Annotated in this window: 15 protein-coding genes; 11 read left to right on the plus strand and 4 right to left on the minus strand. The window is 47.4% G+C overall.

Going from position 1 to position 25,400, the window contains the following annotated elements; translation table 11 throughout:
* Position 1: 1 nt before the first annotated feature.
* From rtxA to btuD, 8 genes are all read left to right on the plus strand, one after another.
* Positions 2-13,201, plus strand: a complete 13,200-nt coding sequence (gene rtxA, locus N5E84_RS04635; RefSeq protein ID WP_069211968.1) for an MARTX multifunctional-autoprocessing repeats-in-toxin holotoxin RtxA — start codon at positions 2-4, stop codon at positions 13,199-13,201.
* 191 nt (positions 13,202-13,392) lie between these two features.
* Entirely contained in the window at positions 13,393-14,421 is a 1,029-nt protein-coding gene (gene cobT, locus N5E84_RS04640) for a nicotinate-nucleotide--dimethylbenzimidazole phosphoribosyltransferase (RefSeq protein ID WP_019282575.1), read from the plus strand.
* Complete coding sequence (locus N5E84_RS04645) at positions 14,421-15,221, plus strand: adenosylcobinamide-GDP ribazoletransferase (RefSeq protein ID WP_019282574.1); 801 nt, start codon at positions 14,421-14,423, stop codon at positions 15,219-15,221. Before cobT ends, N5E84_RS04645 begins: the two co-directional genes overlap by 1 nt.
* Entirely contained in the window at positions 15,221-15,820 is a 600-nt protein-coding gene (cobU, locus tag N5E84_RS04650; protein WP_019282573.1) for a bifunctional adenosylcobinamide kinase/adenosylcobinamide-phosphate guanylyltransferase, read from the plus strand. Before N5E84_RS04645 ends, cobU begins: the two co-directional genes overlap by 1 nt.
* Positions 15,817-16,419, plus strand: a complete 603-nt coding sequence (locus tag N5E84_RS04655) for a histidine phosphatase family protein (protein WP_019282572.1) — start codon at positions 15,817-15,819, stop codon at positions 16,417-16,419. Before cobU ends, N5E84_RS04655 begins: the two co-directional genes overlap by 4 nt.
* Before the next feature lie 222 nt (positions 16,420-16,641).
* Entirely contained in the window at positions 16,642-17,670 is a 1,029-nt protein-coding gene (locus tag N5E84_RS04660; protein WP_019282571.1) for a succinylglutamate desuccinylase, read from the plus strand.
* Between the two features lie 154 nt (positions 17,671-17,824).
* On the plus strand, positions 17,825-18,820 hold the full coding sequence (btuC, locus tag N5E84_RS04665; protein ID WP_029388300.1) for a vitamin B12 ABC transporter permease BtuC: 996 nt from the start codon (positions 17,825-17,827) through the stop codon (positions 18,818-18,820).
* Positions 18,807-19,562 carry a vitamin B12 ABC transporter ATP-binding protein BtuD gene (gene btuD / locus N5E84_RS04670; protein WP_010318604.1) on the plus strand — a complete coding sequence of 252 codons (756 nt, stop codon included), beginning with the start codon at positions 18,807-18,809 and terminating at the stop codon, positions 19,560-19,562. Before btuC ends, btuD begins: the two co-directional genes overlap by 14 nt.
* 228 nt (positions 19,563-19,790) lie before the next feature.
* Here btuD and N5E84_RS04675 read toward each other — a convergent pair whose 3' ends face one another.
* The 3 genes from N5E84_RS04675 to N5E84_RS04685 form a co-directional block, all read right to left on the minus strand.
* On the minus strand, positions 19,791-20,366 hold the full coding sequence (locus tag N5E84_RS04675) for a nucleoside triphosphate pyrophosphohydrolase family protein (RefSeq protein ID WP_019282569.1): 576 nt from the start codon (positions 20,364-20,366) through the stop codon (positions 19,791-19,793).
* A gap of 171 nt (positions 20,367-20,537) precedes the next feature.
* Positions 20,538-21,104, minus strand: a complete 567-nt coding sequence (locus N5E84_RS04680; protein ID WP_095661302.1) for a DUF1415 domain-containing protein — start codon at positions 21,102-21,104, stop codon at positions 20,538-20,540.
* Between the two features lie 69 nt (positions 21,105-21,173).
* Positions 21,174-22,388 carry an MFS transporter gene (locus N5E84_RS04685; RefSeq protein WP_019282567.1) on the minus strand — a complete coding sequence of 405 codons (1,215 nt, stop codon included), beginning with the start codon at positions 22,386-22,388 and terminating at the stop codon, positions 21,174-21,176.
* Positions 22,389-22,542: 154 nt separating this feature from the next.
* On the opposite strand from N5E84_RS04685, the gene N5E84_RS04690 reads away from it, so the two are divergent.
* Complete coding sequence (locus tag N5E84_RS04690; RefSeq protein ID WP_026027359.1) at positions 22,543-23,412, plus strand: LysR family transcriptional regulator; 870 nt, start codon at positions 22,543-22,545, stop codon at positions 23,410-23,412.
* 23 nt (positions 23,413-23,435) lie between these two features.
* Here the strand turns inward: N5E84_RS04690 and N5E84_RS04695 are convergent, their stop codons facing one another.
* A complete protein-coding gene (locus tag N5E84_RS04695; protein WP_010318599.1) occupies positions 23,436-23,663 on the minus strand; it encodes a glutaredoxin family protein in 228 nt (75 codons plus the stop codon).
* A gap of 165 nt (positions 23,664-23,828) precedes the next feature.
* On the opposite strand from N5E84_RS04695, the gene N5E84_RS04700 reads away from it, so the two are divergent.
* Complete coding sequence (locus N5E84_RS04700; protein ID WP_069211969.1) at positions 23,829-24,332, plus strand: M48 family metallopeptidase; 504 nt, start codon at positions 23,829-23,831, stop codon at positions 24,330-24,332.
* Complete coding sequence (rlmF, locus tag N5E84_RS04705) at positions 24,332-25,366, plus strand: 23S rRNA (adenine(1618)-N(6))-methyltransferase RlmF (RefSeq protein WP_019282566.1); 1,035 nt, start codon at positions 24,332-24,334, stop codon at positions 25,364-25,366. Before N5E84_RS04700 ends, rlmF begins: the two co-directional genes overlap by 1 nt.
* Positions 25,367-25,400 lie beyond the last annotated feature (34 nt).

The raw sequence follows: 25,400 nt of genomic DNA on the forward strand, positions 1-25,400 counted from the left end.
TATGGGAAAACCATTTTGGAGAAGTGTCGAATACTTCTTCACCGGAAATTATTCCGCCGACGATGGAAATAACGACATTGTTGCCATCGGTATGGGCGGCAAAATTCATGCTTATGGCGGAGATGATCATATTCATCTGGGGTCGCTCGGAGCCACGGTATATACCGGTTCAGGTAACGATACGGTATCGGCGGGGGCCGGCTATCTAAAAGTTGAGGATACAACGGGGAACCTGATCGTTCGAGGCGCTGCGGGTTATGCTAATATCAAGAAAAACGGAGACGGTAATCTCTCATTTTCAGGTGCTGCTGCTGGTGTAGACATTGGTCATGACGGCCAGCATGGCAACATCAGCTACGCAGGTGCTGCGGCTTACAACCACATTAAGCGGCAAGGGTCATCAGGCCATGTTTCTTTCCAAGGTGCTGGTGGCTACAACGCTATCTGGCATGAAACCAATCATGGAAACTTGAGTTTCGAAGGTGCAGGTGCGGGCAATAAAATCGATCGTACTTGGTTTAACCAGTATCAAGGATCTCAAGGTGATGTGCGTTTTGTCGGCGCGGGAGTTGCTAACAGTATTAGCTCACGTGTTGAAAGCGGTAACCTGCACTTTAGTGGAGCTGGTGCGGATAACCATTTGGTTCGCAAAGGCAAGGTTGGGGATATTACCCTAGCGGGTGCCGGGGCATCCAACCGAATTGAGCGTACGCACAATGCGAACGATGTGTATACCGAAACACGCGGTAATATTCGCTTCGAAGGTGTGGGTGGTTACAACAGCCTTTACTCTGATGTGGCACATGGTGATATTCACTTCTCGGGCGGCGGTGCTTATAACACCATTACTCGTAAAGGTAGTGGCGGCGACTTTGATGCTCAAGGTATGGAATATGCCAAAGCGGATGAGATCGTTCTCACTGCCGCACAGATGCACGGTTTATCGATTGATAACGGCAACAAGTTCCATGCGGTTAACGCCGTAAAATCAGAGCGAGAGCCCAATACCTATTTGTTTGCTATTGCAGATGGTCATTACACCAAAATCAACAAAATCCGTCTCTATAACGATGCCGAATCCGGCAAACTCAAGTACTACTCAGAGGCGTGGTTCAAGCAGGGTAATCACTTAACCGATCTTGCTCATTCCGATGTTTCTTCTTCAGGTGGCTTTGAGTCCAATCCAGTCAACGGTGGTTGCACCCTTTCTAATATTGCCATTGAACATCAGCAATCAGTGACTGTTCATGCGGTTGAGAAAAGCTTGACTGAATATGAGTGGGTGACTTACGCCAATGGTGTGGTGATTGATGCGAAAGATGTATCATTGTCGGATGCAAAAATGGGTGGTTACGCCATTTTTGCTGATGGTACTAAGGTTGATGTCAAAGCGGTAAAATCAAACCGCAAACCCAACACTTATGTTTACGCTAAAATGCTGGGACAACACACGAAAATCGTTGTGGTTGAACTGGCGAACGATGCCGAAACCGGCGCGCTGAAATATCAAGCTCGCTCTTGGTATAAAGAAGGTGATCACACTGCCAATTTAGCTAACCAAGATATTTCGTCTGCGTATGGATATCACGCAATGGACAAAGAGGGTTACTCGCTCAGCGACTTGCATTACAGCGTTAACACGGTAAGAAGTACCAGCGAAACCGTGGCTGATATCGATGAATCCACAGATCAAACCTTATTCAAACCCGTAAGCGATAGCGGTGAAAGCTCTGGCGATATTCATTTCAATGGTGTCGGTGGCGGTAACGTTATTAAATCCAACGTAACACGCGGTCATGTTTACTTTAACGGTGGCGGTCTTGCCAACGTGATCCTGCATAGCTCTCAGTTCGGTAACACTGAATTTAACGGTGCTGGCGCGGCTAACGTGATTGTCAAAAGTGGCGAGGAAGGGGATCTTACCTTCCGCGGTGCGGGTTTGGCGAACGTGTTGGTTCACCAAAGTAAGCAAGGCAAGATGGATGTTTACGCGGGCGGCGCGGTAAACGTATTGGTTCGTATTGGCGATGGTCAATACCTTGCGCATTTGCTGGCTTACGGCAATATTTCCGTGCACAAAGGTAATGGTAACAGCCGTGTCGTCATGCTCGGCGGTTACAACACCCATACCCAAATTGGCTCTGGCAACGGCTTGTGGTTAGCGGCGGGCGGCTTCAACGTGATGACGCAAGTGGGTAAAGGTGATGTAGCATCGGTACTGGCTGGCGGCGCGAACGTGCTCACCAAAGTGGGTGACGGCGATCTAACCGCAGGTATGCTGGGCGGCGCAAACGTGATTACCCACATCAGCGGCGACAACGAAACCTCGAACACCACAGCGGTAGCCCTAGGCGGAGCCAACATTCTCACCAAAAAAGGCAAAGGCAACACCCTTGCTGTGATGGGCGGAGGCGCTAACGTACTTACCCATGTCGGTGATGGCACCACAACTGGCGTAATGGTAGGCGGCGCGAACATCCTAACGAAAGTCGGGAATGGCGACACGACAGGCATTATGCTTGGTGTTGGCAACGTGCTAACGCATGTTGGTGATGGCCAAACCCTTGGTGTAATGGGCGCCGCAGGCAACATCTTCACTAAAGTGGGCGATGGAACATCCATTGCAGTCATGATTGGGGCAGGCAATATCTTTACCCATGTGGGCGAAGGGAATGCTTGGGCACTGATGGGCGGCCTTGGTAACGTCTTTACCAAAGTGGGCAACGGTGATGCTCTCGCGTTAATGGTGGCCGAAGCTAACGTCTTCACCCATATCGGTGATGGCATGTCGGTGGCGCTTATGTTAGCCAAAGGCAACATAGCAACTAAAGTCGGTAATGGAACCACACTTGCAGCTATGGTGGGTAACGCTAATATCTTTACCCATGTAGGTAGCGGCAGCACGTTTGCGGCGATGATTGGCCAAGCCAATATCATGACCAAAGTGGGCGATGATCTCACCGCTGCGCTGATGGTCGGTAAAGCAAACATCTACACGCATGTCGGCGATGGAACTAGCTTAGGAATATTTGCGGGCGAAGTGAACGTGATGACCAAAGTCGGTAACGGCACAACGCTGGCGGCGATGTTCGGTAAAGCCAACATTATGACCCATGTCGGCGATGGTCTAACGGGCGTGTTAGCACTGGGCGAAGCCAATATCGTCACCAAAGTGGGTGATGATTTCATGGGTGTTGTGGCCGCGGCGAAAGCCAACGTCGTGACTCATGTCGGTGATGCAACCACCGCCGCTGTATTGGCGGGTAAAGGCAATATCCTCACCAAAGTGGGCGAAGGCACCACGGTAGGTTTGTTGATTTCCGATATCGGCAACGTGATGACTCATGTCGGAGATGGCACGACCATTGGTATTGCCAAGGGCAAGGCAAACATTATTACCAAAGTCGGTGATGGCTTGGGTGTTAACGTGGCTTGGGGTCAAGCTAACGTGTTTACTCATGTAGGTGATGGAGATCGCTATAATTTTGCCAAAGGTGAAGCCAACGTCATCAGCAAAGTGGGCGATGGTCAAGAAGTCTCTGTCGTGCAAGGTCAAGCCAATATCATTACCCATGTGGGTGATGGTGATGATTATACCGGTGCTTGGGGTAAAGCCAACGTTATCACCAAAGTGGGTAATGGCCGAAATGTTGTGCTAGCCAAAGGTGAAGCCAACATCGTGACTCAAGTGGGTGATGGCGATAGCTTTAACGCACTTTGGAGTAAGGGCAACATCGTCACCAAAGTCGGTGATGGTATGCAGGTGACCGCCGCGAAAGGTAAAGCGAACGTAACGACTCGAGTGGGAGATGGCCTAAACGTCACCGCCGCTTATGGGGATGCCAATATTAACACCGTGGTTGGTGACGGTATTTCGGTCAATGTTGCTTGGGGCCAATACAACGTCAATACCAAAATCGGCGATGGTTTGAACGTCGCGGTCATGAAAGGTAAAGCCAACGCTAATATTCATGTTGGTGATGGTTTAGGGGTTAATGCTTCTTACGCTCAAAACAACGTGGCGATCAAAATCGGTAATGGTGATTTCTACAGTTTGGCGGTCGCGTCGAGCAACACCAGTAGCAACAAGCTCTCAGCCCTGTTTGATAACATCAAGCAAACCGTACTTGGTGTAGGTGGTAGCCAAGCAATCAACTACTTAGTGCAAGGCGATGAAGCATCATCATCCGGCACGCATAAAGGCCGTGGTGCGATTGCGACACCTGAAATCACCAAGCTGGATGGCTTCCAAATGGAGGCGATTGAAGAAGTGGGCTCTGATTTGGGTGATAGCCTTACAGGCAGTGTCACTAAGGTAGATACCCCAGATCTCAACAAGATGCAAAATGCGCTCGACGTTGACGGCTCTTCTGATCAAACTCAAGCTCCGAATCTCATTGTGAATGGTGATTTTGAGCAAGGTGATCAAGGGTGGAAATCGACACACGGTGTTGAAGCTTCTCATTCGGGCAACGTCTATGGCGTGAATGGTGAAGGGCACGGCGCACGTGTGACGGAACTGGATACCTACACCAACACCAGTCTCTATCAAGATCTGACCGATCTTACGGAAGGCGAAGTCATTGCTGTGAGCTTTGATTTTGCAAAACGTGCAGGTCTATCGAATAACGAAGGCATTGAAGTTCTTTGGAACGGCGAAGTCGTCTTCCCATCGTCTGGTGACGCCTCTGCTTGGCAGCAAAAAACCTTAAAACTGACCGCACATGCCGGCAGCAACCGTATCGAATTCAAAGGAACAGGCCATAATGATGGGTTGGGCTATATCTTAGATAACGTAGTTGCGAAATCAGAAACGCCACAGCAAACTAATGCGGTGAGTGAGCATGCAACGCAAAATCAAGCGTCGCAGAATGCCCTATCAGACAAAGAGCGCGCAGAAGCGGATCGCCAGCGTCTAGAACAAGAAAAGCAGAAACAGCTCGATGCCGTCGCAGGTTCGCAAAGCCAACTGGAATCTACCGACCAACAAGCGTTAGGAAATAACGGTCAAGCTCAACGTGATGCGGTGCAAGAAGAATCAGAAGCTATCACGGCTGAGTTGACAAAACTGGCGCAAGGTCTTGATGTGCTTGATAGCCAAGCAACGCATACTGGCGAGTCGGGCGACCAATGGCGTAACAATTTTGCCGGTGGCTTGCTTGATGGTGTTCAAACCCAATTGGACAACGCAAAACAGGTTTCTGGTGAGCAGATTGCTGCCGCGAAACAGACGCACGCGGACAATCAAAACAAAGTCAAAGATTCGGTTGAACAATCGGAAGCGGGCGTCGCAAAAGGTGAGCAAAACCTGGCGGGTGCAGAGCAAGACATTGATGATGCTAGAACTGATGCTGAAAAACGTAAAGATGATGCTTTAGCAAAAGGCAACGATGCGAAACAAGCCGAATCTGACGCACACAGTGCCGCAAACGATGCGCAATCGCGTGGTGATCGCGATGCGATGAACGCGGAAAATAAAGCCAACCAAGTGCAGAATGATGCGAAAGGGGCTAAGCAAAACGAAAGCGATCGCCCTGATCGTCAAGGTGTTGCGGGCAGCGGCCTTGCGGGTCAAGCACATAGCGTCGAAGCCGCTGGTGCTGCGGGCCATATCAACGCTGACAGTCAGGCAAACGCTGATGGCCGCTTTAGCGAAGGCTTGAGCGAGCAAGAGCTAGAAGCCTTAGAAGGTGCGACCAATGCAGTCAACCGTCTGCAAATTAACGCAGGAATTCGAGCGAAAAATACGGGTAGTTCTGTCACTTCGATGTTCACAGAGACAAACGGCGACAGCATTGTTGTGCCAACCACTGCGTCTCAGGATGTGGTTCGAAAAGAGATTCGCATTTCTGGGGTGAATCTTGAAGGTCTTGGTGAGGCATCCAGTGATATAGCATTGGGTGGTAACGCCATCGACAACATGTTACGTGATTCTCTGCCATTCTACTCACTTCGTGCCGAACGAAATCTATTAGTGCAAGAAGGCGAAGAAGGTTTTGAAGTTCGCTCCTGGCCGGGAACCGATGGAAAGAGCAAGACCATTCTGCTTGATAACCCAGAAGATGCAGCTCAACAAAAATCCATTGAGCGCTTTATCTTGGCAAACTTTGACAACTTCGAGCAGATGCCAGATGAGCTGTTCTTAGTGGATAACAAGGTGCTCTCGCATCACGATGGCCGCACGCGAATTTTAGCACAAAAAGAAGAGGGTGCTTGGAAGTACAACACCAAAGCAGAATTGATGTCTGTCACCGAATTACTCGATGCTGCCAGTGTTACAGGGAAGATCCGTGGTGAAAGTTACCAACAAGTGATCGACGCTCTGACTGAGTACCATGCGAGTACGATTGAACACGCAGACTATGAACTGGAATCTGTGGAAAAACTGCTCAACCTACGTAAACAGATTGAAGGTTATGTACTCGGTCACCCCGATTCTGGCCGCGTTGAGGCTATGAGTTCACTGTTAAACCAAGTGAATGTGCGTTTAGAGGAAGTTTCGGTTCTTTCTGTCGCAGAGCAAAGCATCAAAACTCACGATAGCTTTAGCCGTCTGTATGACCAGCTTGATAACGCCAACTTGAAAGAGAGCAAACATCTGTATCTCGACGGAAACGGCGATTTCGTCACTAAGGGCAAAGGCAATCTTGCCAATATCGATCAGCTAGGCGGTAGCGATGCTGTACTTGAAAAAGTAAAAGCAGCCGTAAGTCATGAATATGGTCAAGTTGTTGCCGATACTATCTTCGCAGGGCTTTCTGCAAACGATCTTGCAAAAGATGGTAAAGGTATTGATATCGCTGGGTTAAACAAAGTACACCAAGCGATTGAACAGCACATGTCGCCAGTGAGCGCGACCATGTACATCTGGAAGCCGAGTGATCACAGCACACTAGGTCACGCCGCATTGCAAATTGGCCAAGGTCGCACGCAGCTTGAAGGTCAAGCCGCGGCTGATTTCAACAAGCAGAATTATGTGAGTTGGTGGCCACTAGGTAGCAAGTCATCCAATATCCGTAATATCTTCAACGTTGCAACAGAAGATCAGCCTGATCTTAAATTGCGTTGGAGCGACTTTAGCCAACCAGCTCATCAAAATGACACACTTGAGCATGATATGGCATCGGAAGAAAACGACCGTTTTGGTTTGAATGATGGCGAAACTAAGCTGAAACGTTTTATCGAAAAACTCAATGCCGCTAAAGGTATTGATGCCTCGTACAAAGACGTTTCTGAAGGTTACGCGAGTGTGCTACTGGGCAAGCCGGATATACTTGAAATGACAGGCATTCCAGCACATGTATTCCAACCATTCGTTGAACAGTGGAATGACACCAGTTACGACATGATGGATGTAGCAAACCGTTTTGCCGAAGAGCTACAGAAACAAGCTAAAGCGAGTGGCGATCCTGCCCTGGTGGAAAAACGCATCGATAATGTGGTTCGTCAGTTTGCTGAAAGAGCGCTGGAAGAAATCGAAGCCTTTAAGGCCAGCCAAGCGGATGAAGGCCGTGTATTCCGCATTAACTTAGAAGGGCTTAATACTGCGGCAATGCAGGCAGAATGGCATCGTCTAAGTAACGACCCGGATGCGCGTTATCAACTGCTCACCAAAAACTGCTCTAGCACGGTCGCTAAAGTGTTGAAAGCGGGTGGGGCAGATAAACTCATTGGTCACACATGGCTGCCTAAGTTTGGTGTTTGGACGCCGACAGAGCTATTTAACTTTGGTCAAGCGTTACAAGAGGCCCAGTTAGAAATCGTGGCTAAGAAGCAAAGTCATCAAGTAAGCGATGTCCTTGATGCTCTATCAGGCAACGAGAAGCAGAAAGAAACCGTCGCCATCGAAAATGATGGTACGCCACCGCGCGATAAAGAATCTCTGAGCCCATTGACTCGCTTCCTCAATAACGAGTTGTATGGCGATAAAGAAGCTCGCCGTAAGATTGGCGAAATCACGCAAACCCTACTTGACCATGCGGTAGAACAAGGTGAATCGCAGAAAGTCACCTTGAAAGGGGAATCGGGCCGTCTAACGGGGTACTATCATCAGGGAGCTGTATCAAGCGACACTGAAACGAGCGCGACCAGCGGTAAAGTCGTGTTGTTCCTGCACGGTTCTGGTTCTTCTTCTGAAGAACAAGCGAGTGCGATTCGCAGCCACTACCAGAAACAAGGTATCGACATGCTCGCAGTCAACCTGCGTGGCTATGGTGAAAGCGACGGCGGACCAAGCGAAAAAGGCTTGTACCAAGATGCTCGCACCATGTTCAACTACCTAGTGAATGACAAGGGTATTGACCCAAGCAACATCATCATTCACGGCTACTCAATGGGTGGTCCAATTGCCGCAGATTTAGCACGTTATGCCGCGCAAAATGGCCAAGCGGTGTCTGGCTTATTGCTTGACCGTCCTATGCCAAGCATGACCAAAGCCATCACCGCTCATGAAGTGGCGAATCCAGCGGGCATTGTAGGGGCTATCGCGAAAGCGGTTAACGGTCAGTTCTCAGTGGAGAAGAACCTAAAAGGCTTGCCAAAAGAGACGCCGATTCTGATGCTAACGGACAACGAAGGTTTAGGCGAAGAAGGCGAGAAGCTACGAGCTAAACTCGCGATTGCTGGCTACAACGTCACGGGTGAACAAACCTTCTATGGCCTCGAAGCGAGCAACCGCTTGATGGGGCAGTACGCGGATCAAATTGTCTCCGGTCTGTTTAATGCAGAGCAAGCAGCGGTAGAAGCGGGCGAAGTGCTGAAAGGGCTAGAGAAAGACTTTAAACGCTATGGCGACGCGCTGAAACCTGATACGAGCGTACCGGGTAAATCGAAAGACATTCGTACCACTAAAGATTTCCTAAATGGTTACAAAAACGACCATGCGAAGGAGATCGTTGACGGCTTCCGCTCAGATATGAGCATCAAGCAACTGGTGGATCTGTTTGTTAAAGGCAACTGGAGCGCAGAGCAAAAAGGTGCGCTTGCTTGGGAAATCGAAAGTCGTGCACTGAAAGTGACGTTCCAGAACAAGTCTGAGAAGTACAACCGATTGTTCCGTGAGATTGCTTCTGCTGGCGTGGTGGATGCGAAAGCGACTGAACAGCTCGCGCCACAGTTAATGCTGTTGAACCTATCGAATGACGGTTTTGGTGGACGTTGTGATCCACTTTCTAAACTCGTTTTGGTTGCGAAACAGCTGGAAAACGATGGTCAAGTTGGCGTGGCAAGACAACTGCTGGAGAAGATGTACTCTGCGGCAGCGGTGCTGAGCAATCCAACCCTTTACTCAGACAGTGAAAAAGCCAATGCAAGCAAGTTGCTCAGCAGCTTAGCGGCCATTCATGCGAAGAACCCAATGCATGATACGTCGATGAAAGTGTGGCAGGAAAAGCTGGAAGGGAAGCAAGCGCTGACCGTAAACGGTGTGGTTGAGAAAATCACTGATGCATCGGCTAACGGCAAACCTGTGTTGTTGGAACTTGATGCTCCGGGGCATGCGATGGCAGCTTGGGCAAAAGGCTCAGGCGACGATCGTGTTTACGGCTTCTACGATCCAAATGCTGGTATTGTTGAGTTCTCATCAGCAGAGAAGTTTGGCGACTACCTAACGCGTTTCTTCGGCAAGTCCGATCTGAACATGGCTCAAAGCTATAAGCTGGGTAAAAACGACGCAGGTGAAGCAATCTTCAACCGCGTGGTGGTAATGGATGGCAACACGTTAGCAAGCTACAAGCCAACCTTTGGTGATAAGACCACCATGCAGGGGATCCTCGATTTACCTGTGTTTGACGCTACACCGATTAAAAAGCCCGGTGCTTTAGATGTCGATGGCAATGCAAAAGCTGTAGATGATACGAAAGAAGCATTGGCTGGTGGAAAGATACTTCACAACCAAAATGTGAATGACTGGGAACATGTTGTTGTGACTCCGACAGCGGACGGCGGTGAAAGCCGTTTTGATGGTCAAATCATCGTGCAAATGGAGAACGATGATGTCGTTGCAAAAGCCGCTGCGAACCTTGCGGGTAAGCACCCAGAAAGCAGTGTGGTGGTGCAGATCGATTCAGACGGCAACTATCGCGTGGTGTATGGCGATCCGTCAAAGCTAGATGGAAAGCTACGTTGGCAGTTAGTAGGTCATGGCCGAGATGACTCAGAAAGTAACAACACGCGTTTAAGTGGCTACAGTGCTGATGAGCTGGCAGTGAAATTGGCCAAGTTCCAACAGTCGTTTAATCAAGCGGAAAACATCAACAATAAGCCTGATCATATCAGTATTGTTGGTTGTTCTTTGGTGAGTGACGATAAGCAAAAAGGCTTTGGTCATCAGTTTATTAACGCGATGGATGCGAATGGTCTTCGTGTCGATGTCTCTGTACGCAGTTCTGAACTGGCCGTAGACGAGGCAGGGCGTAAACATACCAAGGACGCGAATGGCGATTGGGTCCAAAAAGCAGAAAACAACAAAGTGTCGCTAAGCTGGGACGAGCAAGGTGAAGTTGTTGCCAAGGATGAACGTATTCGCAACGGTATTGCGGAAGGCGACATCGATCTCTCTCGTATTGGTGTCAGCGACGTTGACGAGCCAGCGCGTGGTGCAATCGGTGACAACAATGATGTGTTTGATGCGCCAGAAAAACGCAAAGCGGAGACAGAAACCTCATCTTCTTCTGCAAACAATAAACTCAGCTACTCAGGTAACATTCAAGTCAATGTGGGTGATGGTGAGTTTACGGCAGTGAACTGGGGCACATCGAACGTGGGCATTAAAGTCGGCACGGGTGGCTTTAAGTCGCTGGCCTTTGGTGACAATAACGTCATGGTTCACATTGGCAATGGTGAGAGCAAGCACAGCTTCGATATTGGTGGTTATCAGGCACTAGAAGGTGCACAAATGTTCATCGGTAATCGAAACGTGAGCTTCAACAAAGGTCGAAGTAATGATCTGATTGTGATGATGGATAAGTCGATCCCGACACCGCCACTGGTCAATCCATTTGATGGTGCATCACGTATTTCAGGAGTATTACAAAGCATCGCACAATCAGGAAAGGGTGCCGATTGGTTAGCGGCTCAAGAACAGCAGTGGACACTCTCTGGTGCGAAAAAATTTGTCAAAGAGATGTCTGGTCTCGATCAAACCAGCAGTGTTGACTACACCAGTTTGGTTGATTTGGACTCTCAGAATGAGCGCAGCAGCCGCGGCTTGAAGTCTGACGCTGAAGCAACGTTGAATAAAAAGTACAACCAGTGGCTAAGTGGCAATAGTAATAATGATACTGGCAAGATGAGCCGTGCGGATAAGTTCCGTCAAATGAACGAGAAGTTGGCCTTTAACTTCGCGGTCGGTGGTCAAGGAGCCGATATTCAGGTCACCACGGGCAACTGGAACTTTATGTTCGGAGACAACATCCAAGCGATTTTGGATACCAATCTCGGTTCATTGTTTGGCCTGTTAACCCAGCAATTCTCAGCAACGGGAATGGCTCAAACGACCTTTACCTATAATCCGCAAGACTTGCCTCGTCAGCTTAAGAATAAGCTGCTGGGTAAATTTGCTGAGGTCGGTGCAGAGACGACTTTAGGTGATATCTTCGGTGTCAATTACACCGCTGATGGCAAAATAGTCTCTCGTACTGATGAAGCGGTAGATGGCGTTGCCATTTTAAAAGAGATGCTAGAAGTGATTGGCGAGTTTGGTGGTGAGCAGCTCAGCGCATTTACTGACCCAGAAAAATTGCTAGATAGCCTCAAAGCGGGAATCGATATGGGTGCTGATGGTCTTCAATCCTTTGCTGAAAGTCATGGACTGAAAGAGAAAGCACCAGAGGAAAACGATACAGCGCAAGTGACTCTCAATGGCGCGCCTGCGGCAACGGAAAACGTATCAGCCACTGTTGAAGAAACCAAACCAGAGCGCGCATTTGGTTTTAATGCGCTCAATTTGCCCAATTTATTTGCCACCATGTTTAGCAAAGATAAGCAGGCAGAGATGGCATCATTGGTCAGTAATCTGAAGCAGAATCTCACCGCCGATTTGCTCAATATGAAGGATAAAACGTTTGATTTCCTTCGTAACAGTGGGCATTTGCAAGGGGATGGCGATATGAACGTTTCTCTGGGTAATTACAACTTCAACTGGGGTGGTGACGGTAAAGATCTCGGCGCTTATCTAGGCGACAATAATAACTTCTGGGGAGGACGTGGAGACGATGTGTTCTACGCAACGGGAGTCTCCAATATTTTCACCGGCGGTGAAGGCCACGATATGGGCGTTTTAATGGGTCGCGAGAACATGATGTTCGGCGGTGATGGTAATGATACGGCAGTTGTGGCCGGACGCATTAACCACGTCTTTATGGGCGCGGGTGATGATCAATCCTTTGTCTTTGGCGAAGGTGGTGAGATCACCATGGGGTCAGGTAATGACTATGCGGTCACTTCAGGTAACTTCAACCGTGTGGACATGGGAGACGATCAAGACTTTGCTGTAACCATCGGTAATAACAACCAACTTGATCTTGGTGCAGGCAATGACTTTGCGAGAGTCTTTGGCAATCACAACCGAATTGATGCTGGCCAAGGAAACGATGAAGTCAAACTGATGGGTTACCATGCTTCGATTAATGCTGGCGAGGGCGAGGATTACTTAATTGCCGCCGCCATCTCAAAATTCAGCACATTAAACGGTGGTGAAGGTAGCGATGTCATGGTGCTTGGGGGTTACCAAAATACGTTCAAAGGCGGTGCTGGCGTAGACAGTTTTGTGGTCAGTGGTGAGGTGATCGATAACGTGGTTGAAGATATTCGCCAAGGTGAAAACATCATCTTCAACGGTATTGATTGGAACCGTTTATGGTTTGAGCGTAGTGGTTACGATCTGAAAATCTCTATGGCACGCCATACTGATACCTCTTCCGATCAAACGCTATTTGATGCGTTAGGTTGTGTTACTTTCAATGATTATTTTGCAAATAATCGAGCCAAACTTATTATCGGTTTAGGTGAAAAAGACGCTCAAGGCGAGCAGGAATATACCTGCTTGACTGATAATGCGTTAGACAATCTCATTCAAGCGATGAGTTCCTTCGCGCCTAAGGTGGGAGAAAGCAACTTTATGGATGGATTAGCTTCTCAGCCTCAGCAAGCGATTATGGCCGCATGGTCGGATGTGAATACCGGGAAGTTTAGCTTGTCGTAATCATGTCTTTTATGGGTTAAAACCAGCCTTTGTGGACGTGTCTGTTTGACAATAGCGCCCATATAAACCTAAAAACGCCTCCTGATTTTATAGAAAACAGGGGGTGTTTTTTTGGCTCAAATAGGCAAAACCTAGCCGATACTAGCGAATACGAGTAAACTCTTCTCTTTTCATGGAAGAGCCCAGAAGCAATGTTAAAACAAGATCATAGCCAAGCGATACAACAAAGAATCGATCAAAAAACCAAACCGTTAGGAGCACTGGGCCAACTTGAATCATTAGCACACCAGCTCGCCTTAATCCAAAGTCAAAATCAGCCTCAGCCCGCTCAGCAGATCACCATTCATAAGCCTACAGTACTGGTCTTTGCTGGCGATCACGGCATTGCAGATGAAGGCATTAGCATTGCGCCAAGCGCGGTGACTCAGCAAATGGTGCTTAACTTTCTGGCGGGTGGTGCGGCCATCAACTGTTTTTGTCGCAGCAATCAAGTCGAGATGAAAGTGATAGATTGCGGGATCTTACTCCCTGTAGAAAGCGACAATCCGCACTTTCTTGTGCAGCGCTTAGGTAACCGAACGGAGAACTTTGCTCGCCAAGCGGCGATGTCTGTAGAGCAAGTGAAGCAAGGGCTACTGCTAGGCAATCAGGCCGTGCAGCAGCTCATCCGTGCGGGGTCCAATATAGTGATGTTTGGTGAAATGGGCATTGGCAATACCAGTAGTGCTTCTGCGATATTAGCGGCACTTTCTAAACATTCTGTTGAACAGTGTGTTGGTTACGGCACTGGCATTTCAACACAGCAATATCAGAAAAAAATACAGTTGGTGAAGCAAGGCGTAACACGCTGCCGTGGTTTGGATCCAGAAACGGTCCTTGCGGAAGTAGGCGGCTTTGAAATTGTGCAAATGGTCGGAGCATTTTTAGGCGCTTACCAGCAGCAAACGCCGATTCTGGTGGATGGATTTATCGTCACGGTAGCCGCGTATGTGGCCACTCTTATTGAACCAGATTGCCGCGAGTTGATGATTTTTGCTCATCAGTCCCATGAATCGGGCCATCAACGCGTACTGGAACTGTTAAACGCGACACCACTGCTTAATTTAGGGTTGAGGTTGGGTGAGGGAACGGGTGCTGTATTAGCGGTACCTTTGGTCAAAGCGGCCGCCGAGTTTTACAACACCATGGCCAGTTTTGCCGACGCAGGAGTGACAGTGTAATGCTGCGCGTTTTCGCTTATCAATTAGAGCTGTTCTGGTTGGCGTTGAGTTTTTTCTCGCGCCTTCCTATTCCTAACAATACGCCCTATTGCAGTGAACGAATGAACCGATCTGGGCGCTATTTTTCCGTGGTTGGTCTATTACTCGGCGCGATCTGCGGTGCCATCTACAGTGTGCTGATCCTGATTTTACCAAACGAGGTAAGCATCGCACTGACGATGGTGGCTAGTTTGCTATTAACAGGGGCGTTTCATGAAGATGGCTTAACTGACATGGCGGACGGCATTGGCGGAGGAATGACGGCTGAGCGCCGTTTGAGCATCATGAAAGATAGCCGCATTGGCACTTATGGTGCGGCCAGTTTAGTGATGGCGCTACTGTGTAAGTTTCTCTTTTTAGAGGCGCTACTTGGTTATGGCAACGTATTAATGGTGTGGGTGCTAGGCTACAGTTTTAGCCGTGCGATAGCGGCATCGTTGATTTTCGATATGCCGTATGTAAGCGATCTCGATAGCAGCAAAAGCAAGCCGCTAGCTAATAAACAAACCCTTCCAGAGCTCATTTTTCTACTGCTGTGCGGCTTAGCGCCTGCGTTATGGTTTGGTTGGCAGGTAAGCTTAAGTTTGGTATTGGTTGCTGTGGTTTTTCGTATTTTCTTCAAAGCTTGGTTGATGGCGCGTATTGGTGGCTTCACTGGAGATTGCCTTGGCGCTGCACAACAGATTATGGAACTGCTGATCTATCTGCTGCTTATTGTATTCGCTGGGTTGGGTTATTTGAGCATGGGACTGATTGAATAATGGTGCATTTGATTTTGGGTGGTGCGCGTAGCGGTAAGTCTTGTTTCGCTGAACAGGCCGCAAAGCAAGAACACCAAGCCCTGTTAATGCGGCTGCCGCAGGCTCAGCTTAACTATGTTGCCACCGCGATTGCGTTTGATGATGAAATGCAGGCAAGGATTGCTCACCACCAGCAGCAAAGAACGTCGGAATGGCAAGAGCACGAATGCCCTGAACAACTGCCTGAGTTAATTGCCACTTTTTCGGCACATGATGTGGTATTGGTGGACTGCTTAACGCTGTGGCTGAATAACGTTATCTATAACCATGGCCAGCAAGCTCACGAAGCGGAGATAAAAAAGCGAGTCGAGCAACTCTGTTTTGCCGTTGAGCAAACGCCCGCCACTTTGGTTATCGTCGCTAACGAAGTGGGCCTTGGCGTGATCCCGATGGGGGAGGTTTCGCGCTTATTTGTCGATAACGCGGGCTGGCTTAACCAAGCGCTAGCCAAGTTAGCAACCCGAGTGAGCTTTATTGCGGCGGGCTTACCGATTGTTTTAAAAGACATCGCTTTAAAAAACACTGCTCTAAACGACATCGCTTTAAAAGGCTCACAATGATCAATCTCTATTTGATGCGCCACGGTAAAACCGTCGGTCGGCCTGCGCTCAATGGTAAAACAGATGTGCTCGTTGAAGCGCATCGGCAAGAGCAGATCGCTCACACTTTGCTGAGATCCCCTTACTCCTTCTCAAACATCATTACTTCACCGCTACGCCGTTGCCATGATTTAGCGCAACAACTGGTTTTACAGCAGCCGAAATTGGATTACCAAATTGAGCCTGATTTCCAAGAAATGGATTTTGGTGACGTCGATGGCGTAGCCTTTGATGAGCTGCAATCGATGTGGCCAGTAGTGGAAACTTTGTGGACCAATCCGGCCCAACATCAACTACCGAATGCAGAAAACTTGGCCGATTTTCATCAGCGTGTAACTCGTGCTTGGGAGGCTCAGATTAAAGAGATCAAGCAAGACACTTTAATCATCGCTCATGGTGGAACAATCAGAATGATACTTGTCAATGTTCTAGGCACTGATTGGCAAAACCGCCATTGGTATAGTGTGTTGAATATCGACTATCAATCATTAACTCATATCCAAATAGGAAAAGATAACACTAAGAATGTGAGTGTGAAGAGCATCGGAATTCAAATTTAGCACCGGGTGAGCATGCAGTAGAGTATGGAGTAACTATCAGATTTAATGATAGAATTCCCGGCAATTAACGCCGGCCTCTGGTTAAGAGTATTTTGTATAAGGTATTGAGACGATCGTTGATGAGTTAAGTTTACCCTTATCCATCTTGATAAGTGGGATCGCCTCAACATAAATTGCTTCTACAATTCATTAACATACCGCTGTGCAATAAAGGAGTAACGCATGACGAAGTCCCTTTTCCGCCAATCTTTCCTATTTGATAGTTTGGATTTAGACCAAGAAATGGTCACTGGCGAAATCAAAACGGCAGCTGGTATTACGCTTAAAGTGCTCTCGCGTGGAGTGCTCGAAGTGATTCCCACTCATCTCAACGATGAGAGTAAGCACATCATTATTTCTTGCGGTATTCATGGTGACGAAACTGCGCCAATGGAATTAGTAAATAAGCTGGTGGATGATATTCAGTCAGGTTTTCAAGCGGTCCAACACCGCTGCTTATTTATTGTGGCTCATCCTCAGGCGACGAATCAACATACCCGTTTCGTGCAAGAAAATTTGAACCGTTTATTTGATGATAAAAAGGGCAATGCCTCCCTAGAAAGAGAGATTGCGCAGCATCTCAAACAGACAGTGAAAGACTTTTTCGAACACACCGCTGAGCAAAATCGGTGGCATCTTGATTTGCATTGTGCGATTCGTCACTCCAAACATTATTCGTTTGCCGTCAGTCCTAAATCTCGGCATCCTGTCCGCAGCCGCGCACTGATGGCATTAATTGAAAGTGCGCATATCGAAGCGGTGCTGCTTTCAAATTCACCCTCGAGTACCTTCAGTTGGTACAGTGCAGAGAATTTTGCCGCGCAAGCTTTAACGCTTGAGCTGGGGCAAGTCGCACCTCTTGGTCAAAACAACCTAGAGCGATTAGTCGCGTTTGACTTAGCCATGCGCGATTTGGTAGCCAATGCGACACCTGAACACTTGCCAAGAAAGCCAACCATTTATCGTGTCAGCCGTACCATCGTCCGTTTGCATGACGATTTTGATTTCATGTTTGATGATAACGTCGAAAACTTCACCGCGTTTAAACATGGTGAGGTATTTGGTCATGATGGTGAAAAGCCACTCATGGCGAAAAATGAAGATGAAGCGATCGTATTTCCTAACCGAAAAGTGGCATTAGGTCAGCGCGCCGCGCTAATGGTGTGCAAAGTGGCGACACGCTATGAAGACGATCAATTGGTATACGATTAACCGATGGTACTTTTGCCTGTTAATCTTTTGACCTGTTAACCTTTTGGCCTGTTGACAAGGTTAACAGGCGATTGCTTTGGTATATCACTTTCTATTTAAATGGCTTAACGGTAAGGTTAGGCCATTATTGTTTCTCTTATTTACATATAAGCGCATGACGTTCAATCAGTTACTCTTAAAAAAACAGCGTCGCTGGCATTACGCCCTCTACGCTATGCTGGCATTGTTGATTACGATGAGTGCGTTTTATTTGATGGTGGGTGAACTCTTTATCAGCCCATTTCACACTTGGTCACCACTGGAATGGCAGTTAGTGACTGAACTTCGTGCTCCTCGTCTGCTCTCTGCCGTCATCATTGGTGCTTCACTAGCCGTATCAGGCGCGGCGCTGCAAGTGCTATTAGGGAATGTTTTGGCAGAGCCGGGCGTGCTTGGTATTTCTGGTGGCGCCAGTGTGGCGATGGTAGTGGTGCTGTTTTTCTTCCCTGCTTTGGCCTCACCTGAAATTTTCATGCTTTGTGCCGTAGCCGGTGCGATGGTGTTTACTCTTTTACTGGTCAGCATGGCTAAAGCGATGCGTTTAAGCACAACTCGCTTACTGTTGGTCGGTGTTGCGCTGGGTATTTTATCTGGTGCTGTGGTGACATGGGCGTTTTATTTCAGTAATGATCTCAGTTTAAGGCAACTGGTTTACTGGTTGATGGGCAGTATTGGTGGTGCAAGCTGGTATCAACATACGCTTTCATTAGCTGCGCTTCCGGTGATCATCTGGCTTGCTCTGCAAGGAAAAACGTTAGACAAACTGATGCTGGGCGAAACTCATGCAAAGCAGTTAGGTGTGGATGTGCATCGACTACGTTGGAAATTGATTTTTGCCGTGTCGCTGCTGGTAGGAGCTGCGGTGGCATTGGGCGGTGTGATCAGTTTTGTTGGGTTGGTTGTTCCGCATTTATTGCGCTTGGCGTTTGGTTCTGAAAACCGCTACCTTTTACCTATGTCGGCTCTGTTCGGCGCACTTTTACTGGTCTGCGCGGATACCGTTGCCAGAACGGCGCTTAATGCTGCTGAGCTTCCACTTGGTGTCGTTACTACCACCATTGGTGCGCCGATTTTTATTTGGATGTTGTTGAAAAACCATGATTCACGTTAATAGCCTGCAGGTTTCATCACGCTTATTGCCACTCTCTTTTACTTGCCAAGCGGGAGAGGTGCTGCATGTTATTGGGCCAAATGGTAGCGGAAAAAGCACTTTACTCTCGGCGTTAGCTGGCGTGACAGAGAGCCAAGGTGAGGTCTACATTGGTGATCTTCAGCTTTCAAGCGCATCGTTAGAGGCGCTGTCACTGCACCGAGCTTATTTGTCGCAAAATGACAAGCCTGTTTTTAATGTCGATGTTTATCAATATCTTGCCTTAGCGATCCCCAGTTGCGCCGATTTACATTCTCAGGTTGTGAATCAAGCTGTGGTTCATCTCACTCAACGATTGAATATTCAAGACAAATTGCATCGATCCATTCACCAACTGTCAGGTGGCGAATGGCAACGTGTCCGCTTGGCCGGTATTTGCTTGCAAATTTGGCCAACCTTAAACCCTTACGCGCAGTTATTGATATTAGATGAACCCGCGGCGCCTCTTGATATTGCTCAAGAAGGGTTGCTTTATCGTTTGATTGAAGAGGTTGCACAGCAAGGGATAGCGGTAGTGATGGCCAATCACGATCTCAATCGAACATTGCGTCATGCCGATCGCGCTCTGTTACTGCAAGATGGCGTATTGCAAAGTTCCGGCTCGGTTGAACAAGTATTAGAGAGCCAAGCGTTAAGTGCAGCGTTTCAGACTCAGGTGAAGCAGGTTGTTGTTGAAGGAAAGCCTTACCTTATCTTTGATTAAAAGCACAACTGTCGTGCAGTAAGCACACTTTTAGCGCATCAATGTGATGAAGATATAATGGTAAAAATAATAAGTCTACTAAAAACAAATGGTTAGGTTTTATGTGAAAGTTGGCACGCCAATCGCATTAATAGAATCGATACATTCTCGTTCTTGTTAGGCTTTTTATAAGTCTCTTAACCACCTTGCTCCCACAAGGTGGTTTTTTTTATCTGAGTCTTTGCAAGGTTATTGCGTCAATGAAGCAAGGTCAGCAGGACGGTAATAGACTGATTTGAGCACTTTACCTTGGCGAATCGTTTTGCCTTCAGAGACAAAATCTTGTGCGCATTTAGCAATAATGTAGTCGCCTTTTTGTACGGCCATCAGCTCAATATCTTGTTCAGCATAGTAGGCTTGGGTATCGGCATACTCTTTTTCATTGCGACATACTTTACTCATGTTCGAGCTGTGTACTTCATCCCAGCATGGAATAAATTCGATGCCACGATTCACGGCAACATTGAGCAGAAGATCAATCAAATAGCTGATCGCTAAGTTGTCACTCACTTCGCTATGCCCTAGGTGGACTAAACGACCCATCAAGACATACACAGTATCGATGATCGCATCCGCTTGTTCCGTTTTATTGTCAGCTTCAGCAAGTTCAGTCAATTCTTCAATCGCGAGCGAAGTATGCAACGTGTCAGCTTTATCGTTTAAGCTGCTGGCATCAGCAACGGGGAGATCAAAGGTGCTACGAAACTCGGTAATATCGCGGTAAAGATGATCGTAAATCTCTTGAGTAAGCTTGGATAAATGCATTATCTCGGTCCATTGGTTTGGTTAACAGGGATTGTGACGCGTAGTAACAAATTGATAGTAATAAACTGATAGTAACAAATTGATAGTAATAAACTGATAGTAAGAAAATGGATAGTAACAAACTGATGGCAAAGCTGCGACCCATGCCATCAGTTTGGTCAAAGAACAGGGTTACTTATTGAGAAACAAATAAGGAAACAGTTGGCGGCGTTCTTGGTCACTTAGAGCACTAACACGAGCGATATTGGTATCGGGAATCGCTTCTGGGTTAGGGTAGTGCTTGAGTACTTTTTCCATGCTCTCTTCGCGAATAAGATGGAAAATAGGGTGCGGCGAACGGTTAGTTAGGTTTTCGTCATCTTCGGGGCGTGTGCCGCCAAAACAGTAGTGAGGGTGAAAGGTAGCGACTTGGAAGATGCCTTGCCAATCTTGTTGCGTAATTAATGCTTCGACCCAATCGATAAAAAAGTTGTACTCAAAAAAATCTTCGAGCATGTTTGGCACCACCACTAAGGTGGTCTCAAGAGACTGTGCCGAGCTGCCTTCTAACTCTAGCAATTGTTGCAAAATGTTTTGCAGCAATTGTTCTTCAGTATCGGCTTCACTGACGAAAATTTTGATCTGTTGGTTACGTTGTGGTTTTGCGGCGAAAGGGCAGAGATTTAAGCCAATCACCACATCGTTAAGCCACTGTTCGACTTCAGTTGTGATGGCGGTTTTATTTATCGTTACGCTCATAGTGCTTATTAAAACAGTCAATTTGGCGCAAGCATAACATGAGTCTTTTGATAAAGTGAGTGGATAACACTACTTGATCAATTCATGCAGCGGTTTGCGGTGCGCAAGGGCGTGGTCATCATGGCGCAATTTCCAACAGAGAAAAAACATCGCCACATACAACACCATTCCACCCGAAACCACTACCGGCCAACCGCCATTTTGCCAGCAATAGAGTAGGAAAAACCCGCCGAGGCTGCCACCTACATAGTAATGAACCAAATACAGAGCGGTCGCGGTTGCTTTTGCGCTGCTGGCCTTTTGGCTCACCCATGAATAGGCGAGCGTATGAGTAAAAAAGGCGCCGAAACTGATCAACATTAAACCGATCAGCATAAACGGGATTGATTCAACCAAGGCTAGCCACATCCCCGACAAACTGAGTAAGGCTCCCAACATCATGCCCGAAATGGCATTGTAGCGTTTTGTCCAGTTGGCGGTCAGTTTCGAGCTGAGTGTTCCCGCCAAATAACATAGGAAGATCAATGATGCTAAGCCAATCGGTAGCGAGTAGGGTTCGGCGACAAGCCGAAAGCCCATCACTGAGTAGAGATTAACAAACAGCGCGAAGTTAGTACCACCAATCAGCATCGCTAGCCACAGTGTGCGGTTAGAAAGATGTTTTACTAGCGCACGGTTGTGGTGAAAGAACAAGCCTCGTTGCGGCGTGAAATTTCGTTGAATGGGCAGTAACCACAGCACAATGATGGCGCATACGAAAGTGAGTATGGCAATCACAATCACGGCTTGTTGCCAGCCAAAGGCATCGGTCAATATACCGCCTAAAATTCGGCCACTAATGCCACCTAATGAATTCGCAGCAATATAACCGCCAATCGCTTGGCTAAATGCTTGAGGAGAAAGCTCCTCAGCCATGTAAGCCACGGCAACCGAAGCAAAGGCGGCCAATGCGACACCCATTAGTGCACGTGTTAAAACCAGCACCCATAGCTGTTGGCTGATCAACATTAAGCTGCCGATTAATGGCATCATGAATAGCCCTAATAACATCACTTTGCGGCGGCCAAAGGATTCAGAGCTGATTGCCCAAGGGACTAAACTGACGGAGAGTGCGAGGGTTGATGCGGCAAATAACCAGTTAATTTGGGTTTCTGAAACCGCAAAATGCGTAGCAAGGTAGGGCAACATTGGCTGAAAAAGATAGAGATTACAAAAGACTAAGAACGAGCCGAGCGCAAGTCCCCAAGTGACTTTTCGGTATTCTTTACTGCCAATTTCGATCATGATTACGCTTCACTTACGTTATGTATCTGTGATCACAGTAGCAGTGGCTTGGTGATTAATAAAATATATTAAAAATATCGTCGTGATATATAAAATATATCCCAACCTCGTTGGACGAATCTCGCTTCGTTTGATTCTGTGGAACCATAAAGCTATGGATACTCGCCATCTAAAACATTTTTCGGCTGTGGTTCAGTGCGGCAGCTTTACTTTAGCAGCCCAGCAACTGCACATTGCGCAGCCAGCGCTTAGTATTTCGATTAAAAAATTTGAGCAGCAATTAGGGGTTGTTTTGCTAAAAAGAGATGAGCGAAAAGTGACGCTGACCCATGAAGGGCAAGTGTTATATGAACACGCCACTCGTATTTTGCAGCAACTTGAAGATGCACAATTGGCGATGGATGAGCTTAAAGGGCTCGTCAAAGGCGAAGTGAGGCTCGGCGCGCCGAGCATGATGGGATCCTATTTCTTTCCAGAAATTGTAATGGCTTTTAAAAGTCACTTTCCCTTGCTAAAAATGACGGTGATAGAAGCGGGAACTCAGTCGATTAGAAAAATGTTGCTCAGTGGTGAGCTAGATATTGGTGTGATCCTCAATCATGATCTTCCTCCGGATTTAGAGGTTGATCCCCTCTTATCATCGCAAATGGTGGCGGTAGTGGGGAAAGAACATGAGTTAGCACAACGAGAATCGATAGATTTTAAGACCTTTTTTGAGCATGAATTGGTAATGTTTAAGCCCGGTTATTTCCACCGCGACTTCATTGATAAAGTGTGTAAAGAGCATAAGCTCAGCGCACATTTCTCTTTTGAAACCAATCTTTTGCCAATGATTTTAAGTATTGTCAAACATGAGTACGCAGTGACTGCGTTATTAGAGCTTGTAACGGAGCATGAACCGGATGTACGAGCGATCCCTTTTGAACCGCCAGTCTGGTTAGATTTAGCCCTCGCATGGCGCAAAGAGGGCTATTTGTCTAATGCCGACCGTACTTTTATTGAATTTGTGAAACAGTACGTGTGAAAGGGGCGATATGTATCGTTCGATTAACTTTGATAGATTTTTTCAAAGTTGTTTGGGTTCCAGCCAATCATAATCCGATCACCAATTTTTAAAGCCGGTACACTGCGCGCGCCGATCGCATCCAGTTCCTTCCGGCCGCGTTGCATTTTTGCGTTACATAAGCGGTAGGGGATCTGTTTGGCGTCAAGATAGCGCTGAGCATCTTTACAGTGCGGGCATTTATCTTTGACGTAGAGCACAATACGTTTCATCCAATTCACTCATTAACCGAACATAAAGGGCGGCAAGTTTACCCACCGAGGCGCTGAGTTTCAACTCTCTCGGATACGAAGCCTTGCTCCTTGTGATTGGAAAGATGAAACGCAGGCTTGATTCAGTTACACTTAGCGCCTTTTTTATGAGTCAGTTTCTGGGCTATGCATCCATCTTTTCGTTACATACAAAACTATCCGCCTCATCTCGTTTCACAAGTTGAACAGTTGATCACGGCCGGTAAATTCGTTAGTTGGTTTGAGCGACGCTACCCACAGCGCCATTCGATTCAAAGTGAAAAAGCGTTGTTTAACTACGCGATTGATCTCAAAAATCAATACATGAAGAAAACGGCGCCGATCAGTAAAGTGGTGTACGACAATAAAATCCACATTATCAATAACGCACTAGGGTTGCACAGTTATGTTGCCAAAGTGCATGGTGGGAAAATCAAATCTAGAAATGAGATCCGCATAGCGAGCATGTTTAAAGAAGCACCGGAGCCGCTGTTGCGCATGCTAGTGGTACATGAGCTGGCTCACATCAAAGAGAAAGAGCACAACAAGGCTTTTTATCAACTGTGTTGCCATATGGAACCGAATTATCATCAGCTCGAGTTTGATGCACGATTGTTTATGATGTATCTCGATTTAAAAGAGGAGCAGTAATGTCAGCCAAAGCGAAGTCGCAGAAAAGCCAACCAGAAGCGAGCCATAAAAAACCTGCGTTAAAAGCAAAGCAGGGGTTACATCCTCGTAATCAGCATCAAGGACAATACGATTTCCCCGCGCTGATTAATACACTGCCTGCTTTGAAGCCCTTTGTTATTCGCAACCCGAGTGGTGAACCGAGCATCAATTTCTCCGATGCGATGGCGGTGAAAATGCTCAACAAAGCGTTATTGGCACATCATTATCATGTGACCCATTGGGATATTCCCGCTGGGTATTTGTGCCCGCCGATCCCCGGTCGAGCTGATTATATTCATCGCGTGGCCGATCTGCTGCTAGATGAGTGCTCAGCAATCAAGCATGAGAAGGTTCACGCACTTGATATTGGGGTCGGAGCGAACTGTATTTATCCGATAGTGGGTGTGGCAGAGTACGGCTGGCGCTATGTTGGTAGCGATATTGATCCGATCTCTATTAAATCCGCCAATCTGGTGGTTAATGGCAATGCCTCACTCAATGGACGTATTGAATGCCGTTTGCAGAGTGATGCAAAACACATTTTTAAGCAGATTATTCAAGAAAATGAGCGTTACGATCTCACCACGTGCAACCCGCCTTTTCATGCATCACAACTACAGGCGCAGCAAGGCAGCGAACGTAAGTTGAAAAATTTACAGCGTAATCGAGTCAAAAAAGGTCAAGAAATTGCGGGGCAAGACGCTAACAGAAGTAAGGCGGTCACGCTCAACTTTGGTGGACAAAAAGCTGAGTTATGGTGCCCCGGTGGTGAAGCTGCCTTTATTAAAAACATGGCCTTTGAAAGTCAACACTACGCTCAGCAAGTGCTGTGGTTCACCACATTGATCTCTAAAAAAGAGAATGTACGTTGGATGCAAAAACAGTTAGATAAAGTGGGTGCTGCAGTGGTGAAGGTTGTTGAAATGCAACAAGGGCAAAAAGTGAGTCGATTCATCGCATGGAGTTTCCAAAATGACAGCCAACGCAAACAATGGTTAGCGGCAAAGTGCTAGGCTGACTTCGTTGATTGACTATATTGGTCAGTGA

The organism is Vibrio sp. J502 (assembly GCF_025397955.1).
GTDB lineage: Bacteria > Pseudomonadota > Gammaproteobacteria > Enterobacterales > Vibrionaceae > Vibrio > Vibrio anguillarum.

Coding starts and splice junctions, on each gene's coding strand:
- rtxA (WP_069211968.1), top strand. CDS start 2: ATGGGAAAACCATTTTGGAGAAGTGTCGAATACTTCTTCACCGGAAAT.
- cobT (WP_019282575.1), top strand. CDS start 13,393: ATGTTAAAACAAGATCATAGCCAAGCGATACAACAAAGAATCGATCAA.
- N5E84_RS04645 (WP_019282574.1), top strand. CDS start 14,421: ATGCTGCGCGTTTTCGCTTATCAATTAGAGCTGTTCTGGTTGGCGTTG.
- cobU (WP_019282573.1), top strand. CDS start 15,221: ATGGTGCATTTGATTTTGGGTGGTGCGCGTAGCGGTAAGTCTTGTTTC.
- N5E84_RS04655 (WP_019282572.1), top strand. CDS start 15,817: ATGATCAATCTCTATTTGATGCGCCACGGTAAAACCGTCGGTCGGCCT.
- N5E84_RS04660 (WP_019282571.1), top strand. CDS start 16,642: ATGACGAAGTCCCTTTTCCGCCAATCTTTCCTATTTGATAGTTTGGAT.
- btuC (WP_029388300.1), top strand. CDS start 17,825: ATGACGTTCAATCAGTTACTCTTAAAAAAACAGCGTCGCTGGCATTAC.
- btuD (WP_010318604.1), top strand. CDS start 18,807: ATGATTCACGTTAATAGCCTGCAGGTTTCATCACGCTTATTGCCACTC.
- N5E84_RS04675 (WP_019282569.1), bottom strand. CDS start 20,366: ATGCATTTATCCAAGCTTACTCAAGAGATTTACGATCATCTTTACCGC.
- N5E84_RS04680 (WP_095661302.1), bottom strand. CDS start 21,104: ATGAGCGTAACGATAAATAAAACCGCCATCACAACTGAAGTCGAACAG.
- N5E84_RS04685 (WP_019282567.1), bottom strand. CDS start 22,388: ATGATCGAAATTGGCAGTAAAGAATACCGAAAAGTCACTTGGGGACTT.
- N5E84_RS04690 (WP_026027359.1), top strand. CDS start 22,543: ATGGATACTCGCCATCTAAAACATTTTTCGGCTGTGGTTCAGTGCGGC.
- N5E84_RS04695 (WP_010318599.1), bottom strand. CDS start 23,663: ATGAAACGTATTGTGCTCTACGTCAAAGATAAATGCCCGCACTGTAAA.
- N5E84_RS04700 (WP_069211969.1), top strand. CDS start 23,829: ATGCATCCATCTTTTCGTTACATACAAAACTATCCGCCTCATCTCGTT.
- rlmF (WP_019282566.1), top strand. CDS start 24,332: ATGTCAGCCAAAGCGAAGTCGCAGAAAAGCCAACCAGAAGCGAGCCAT.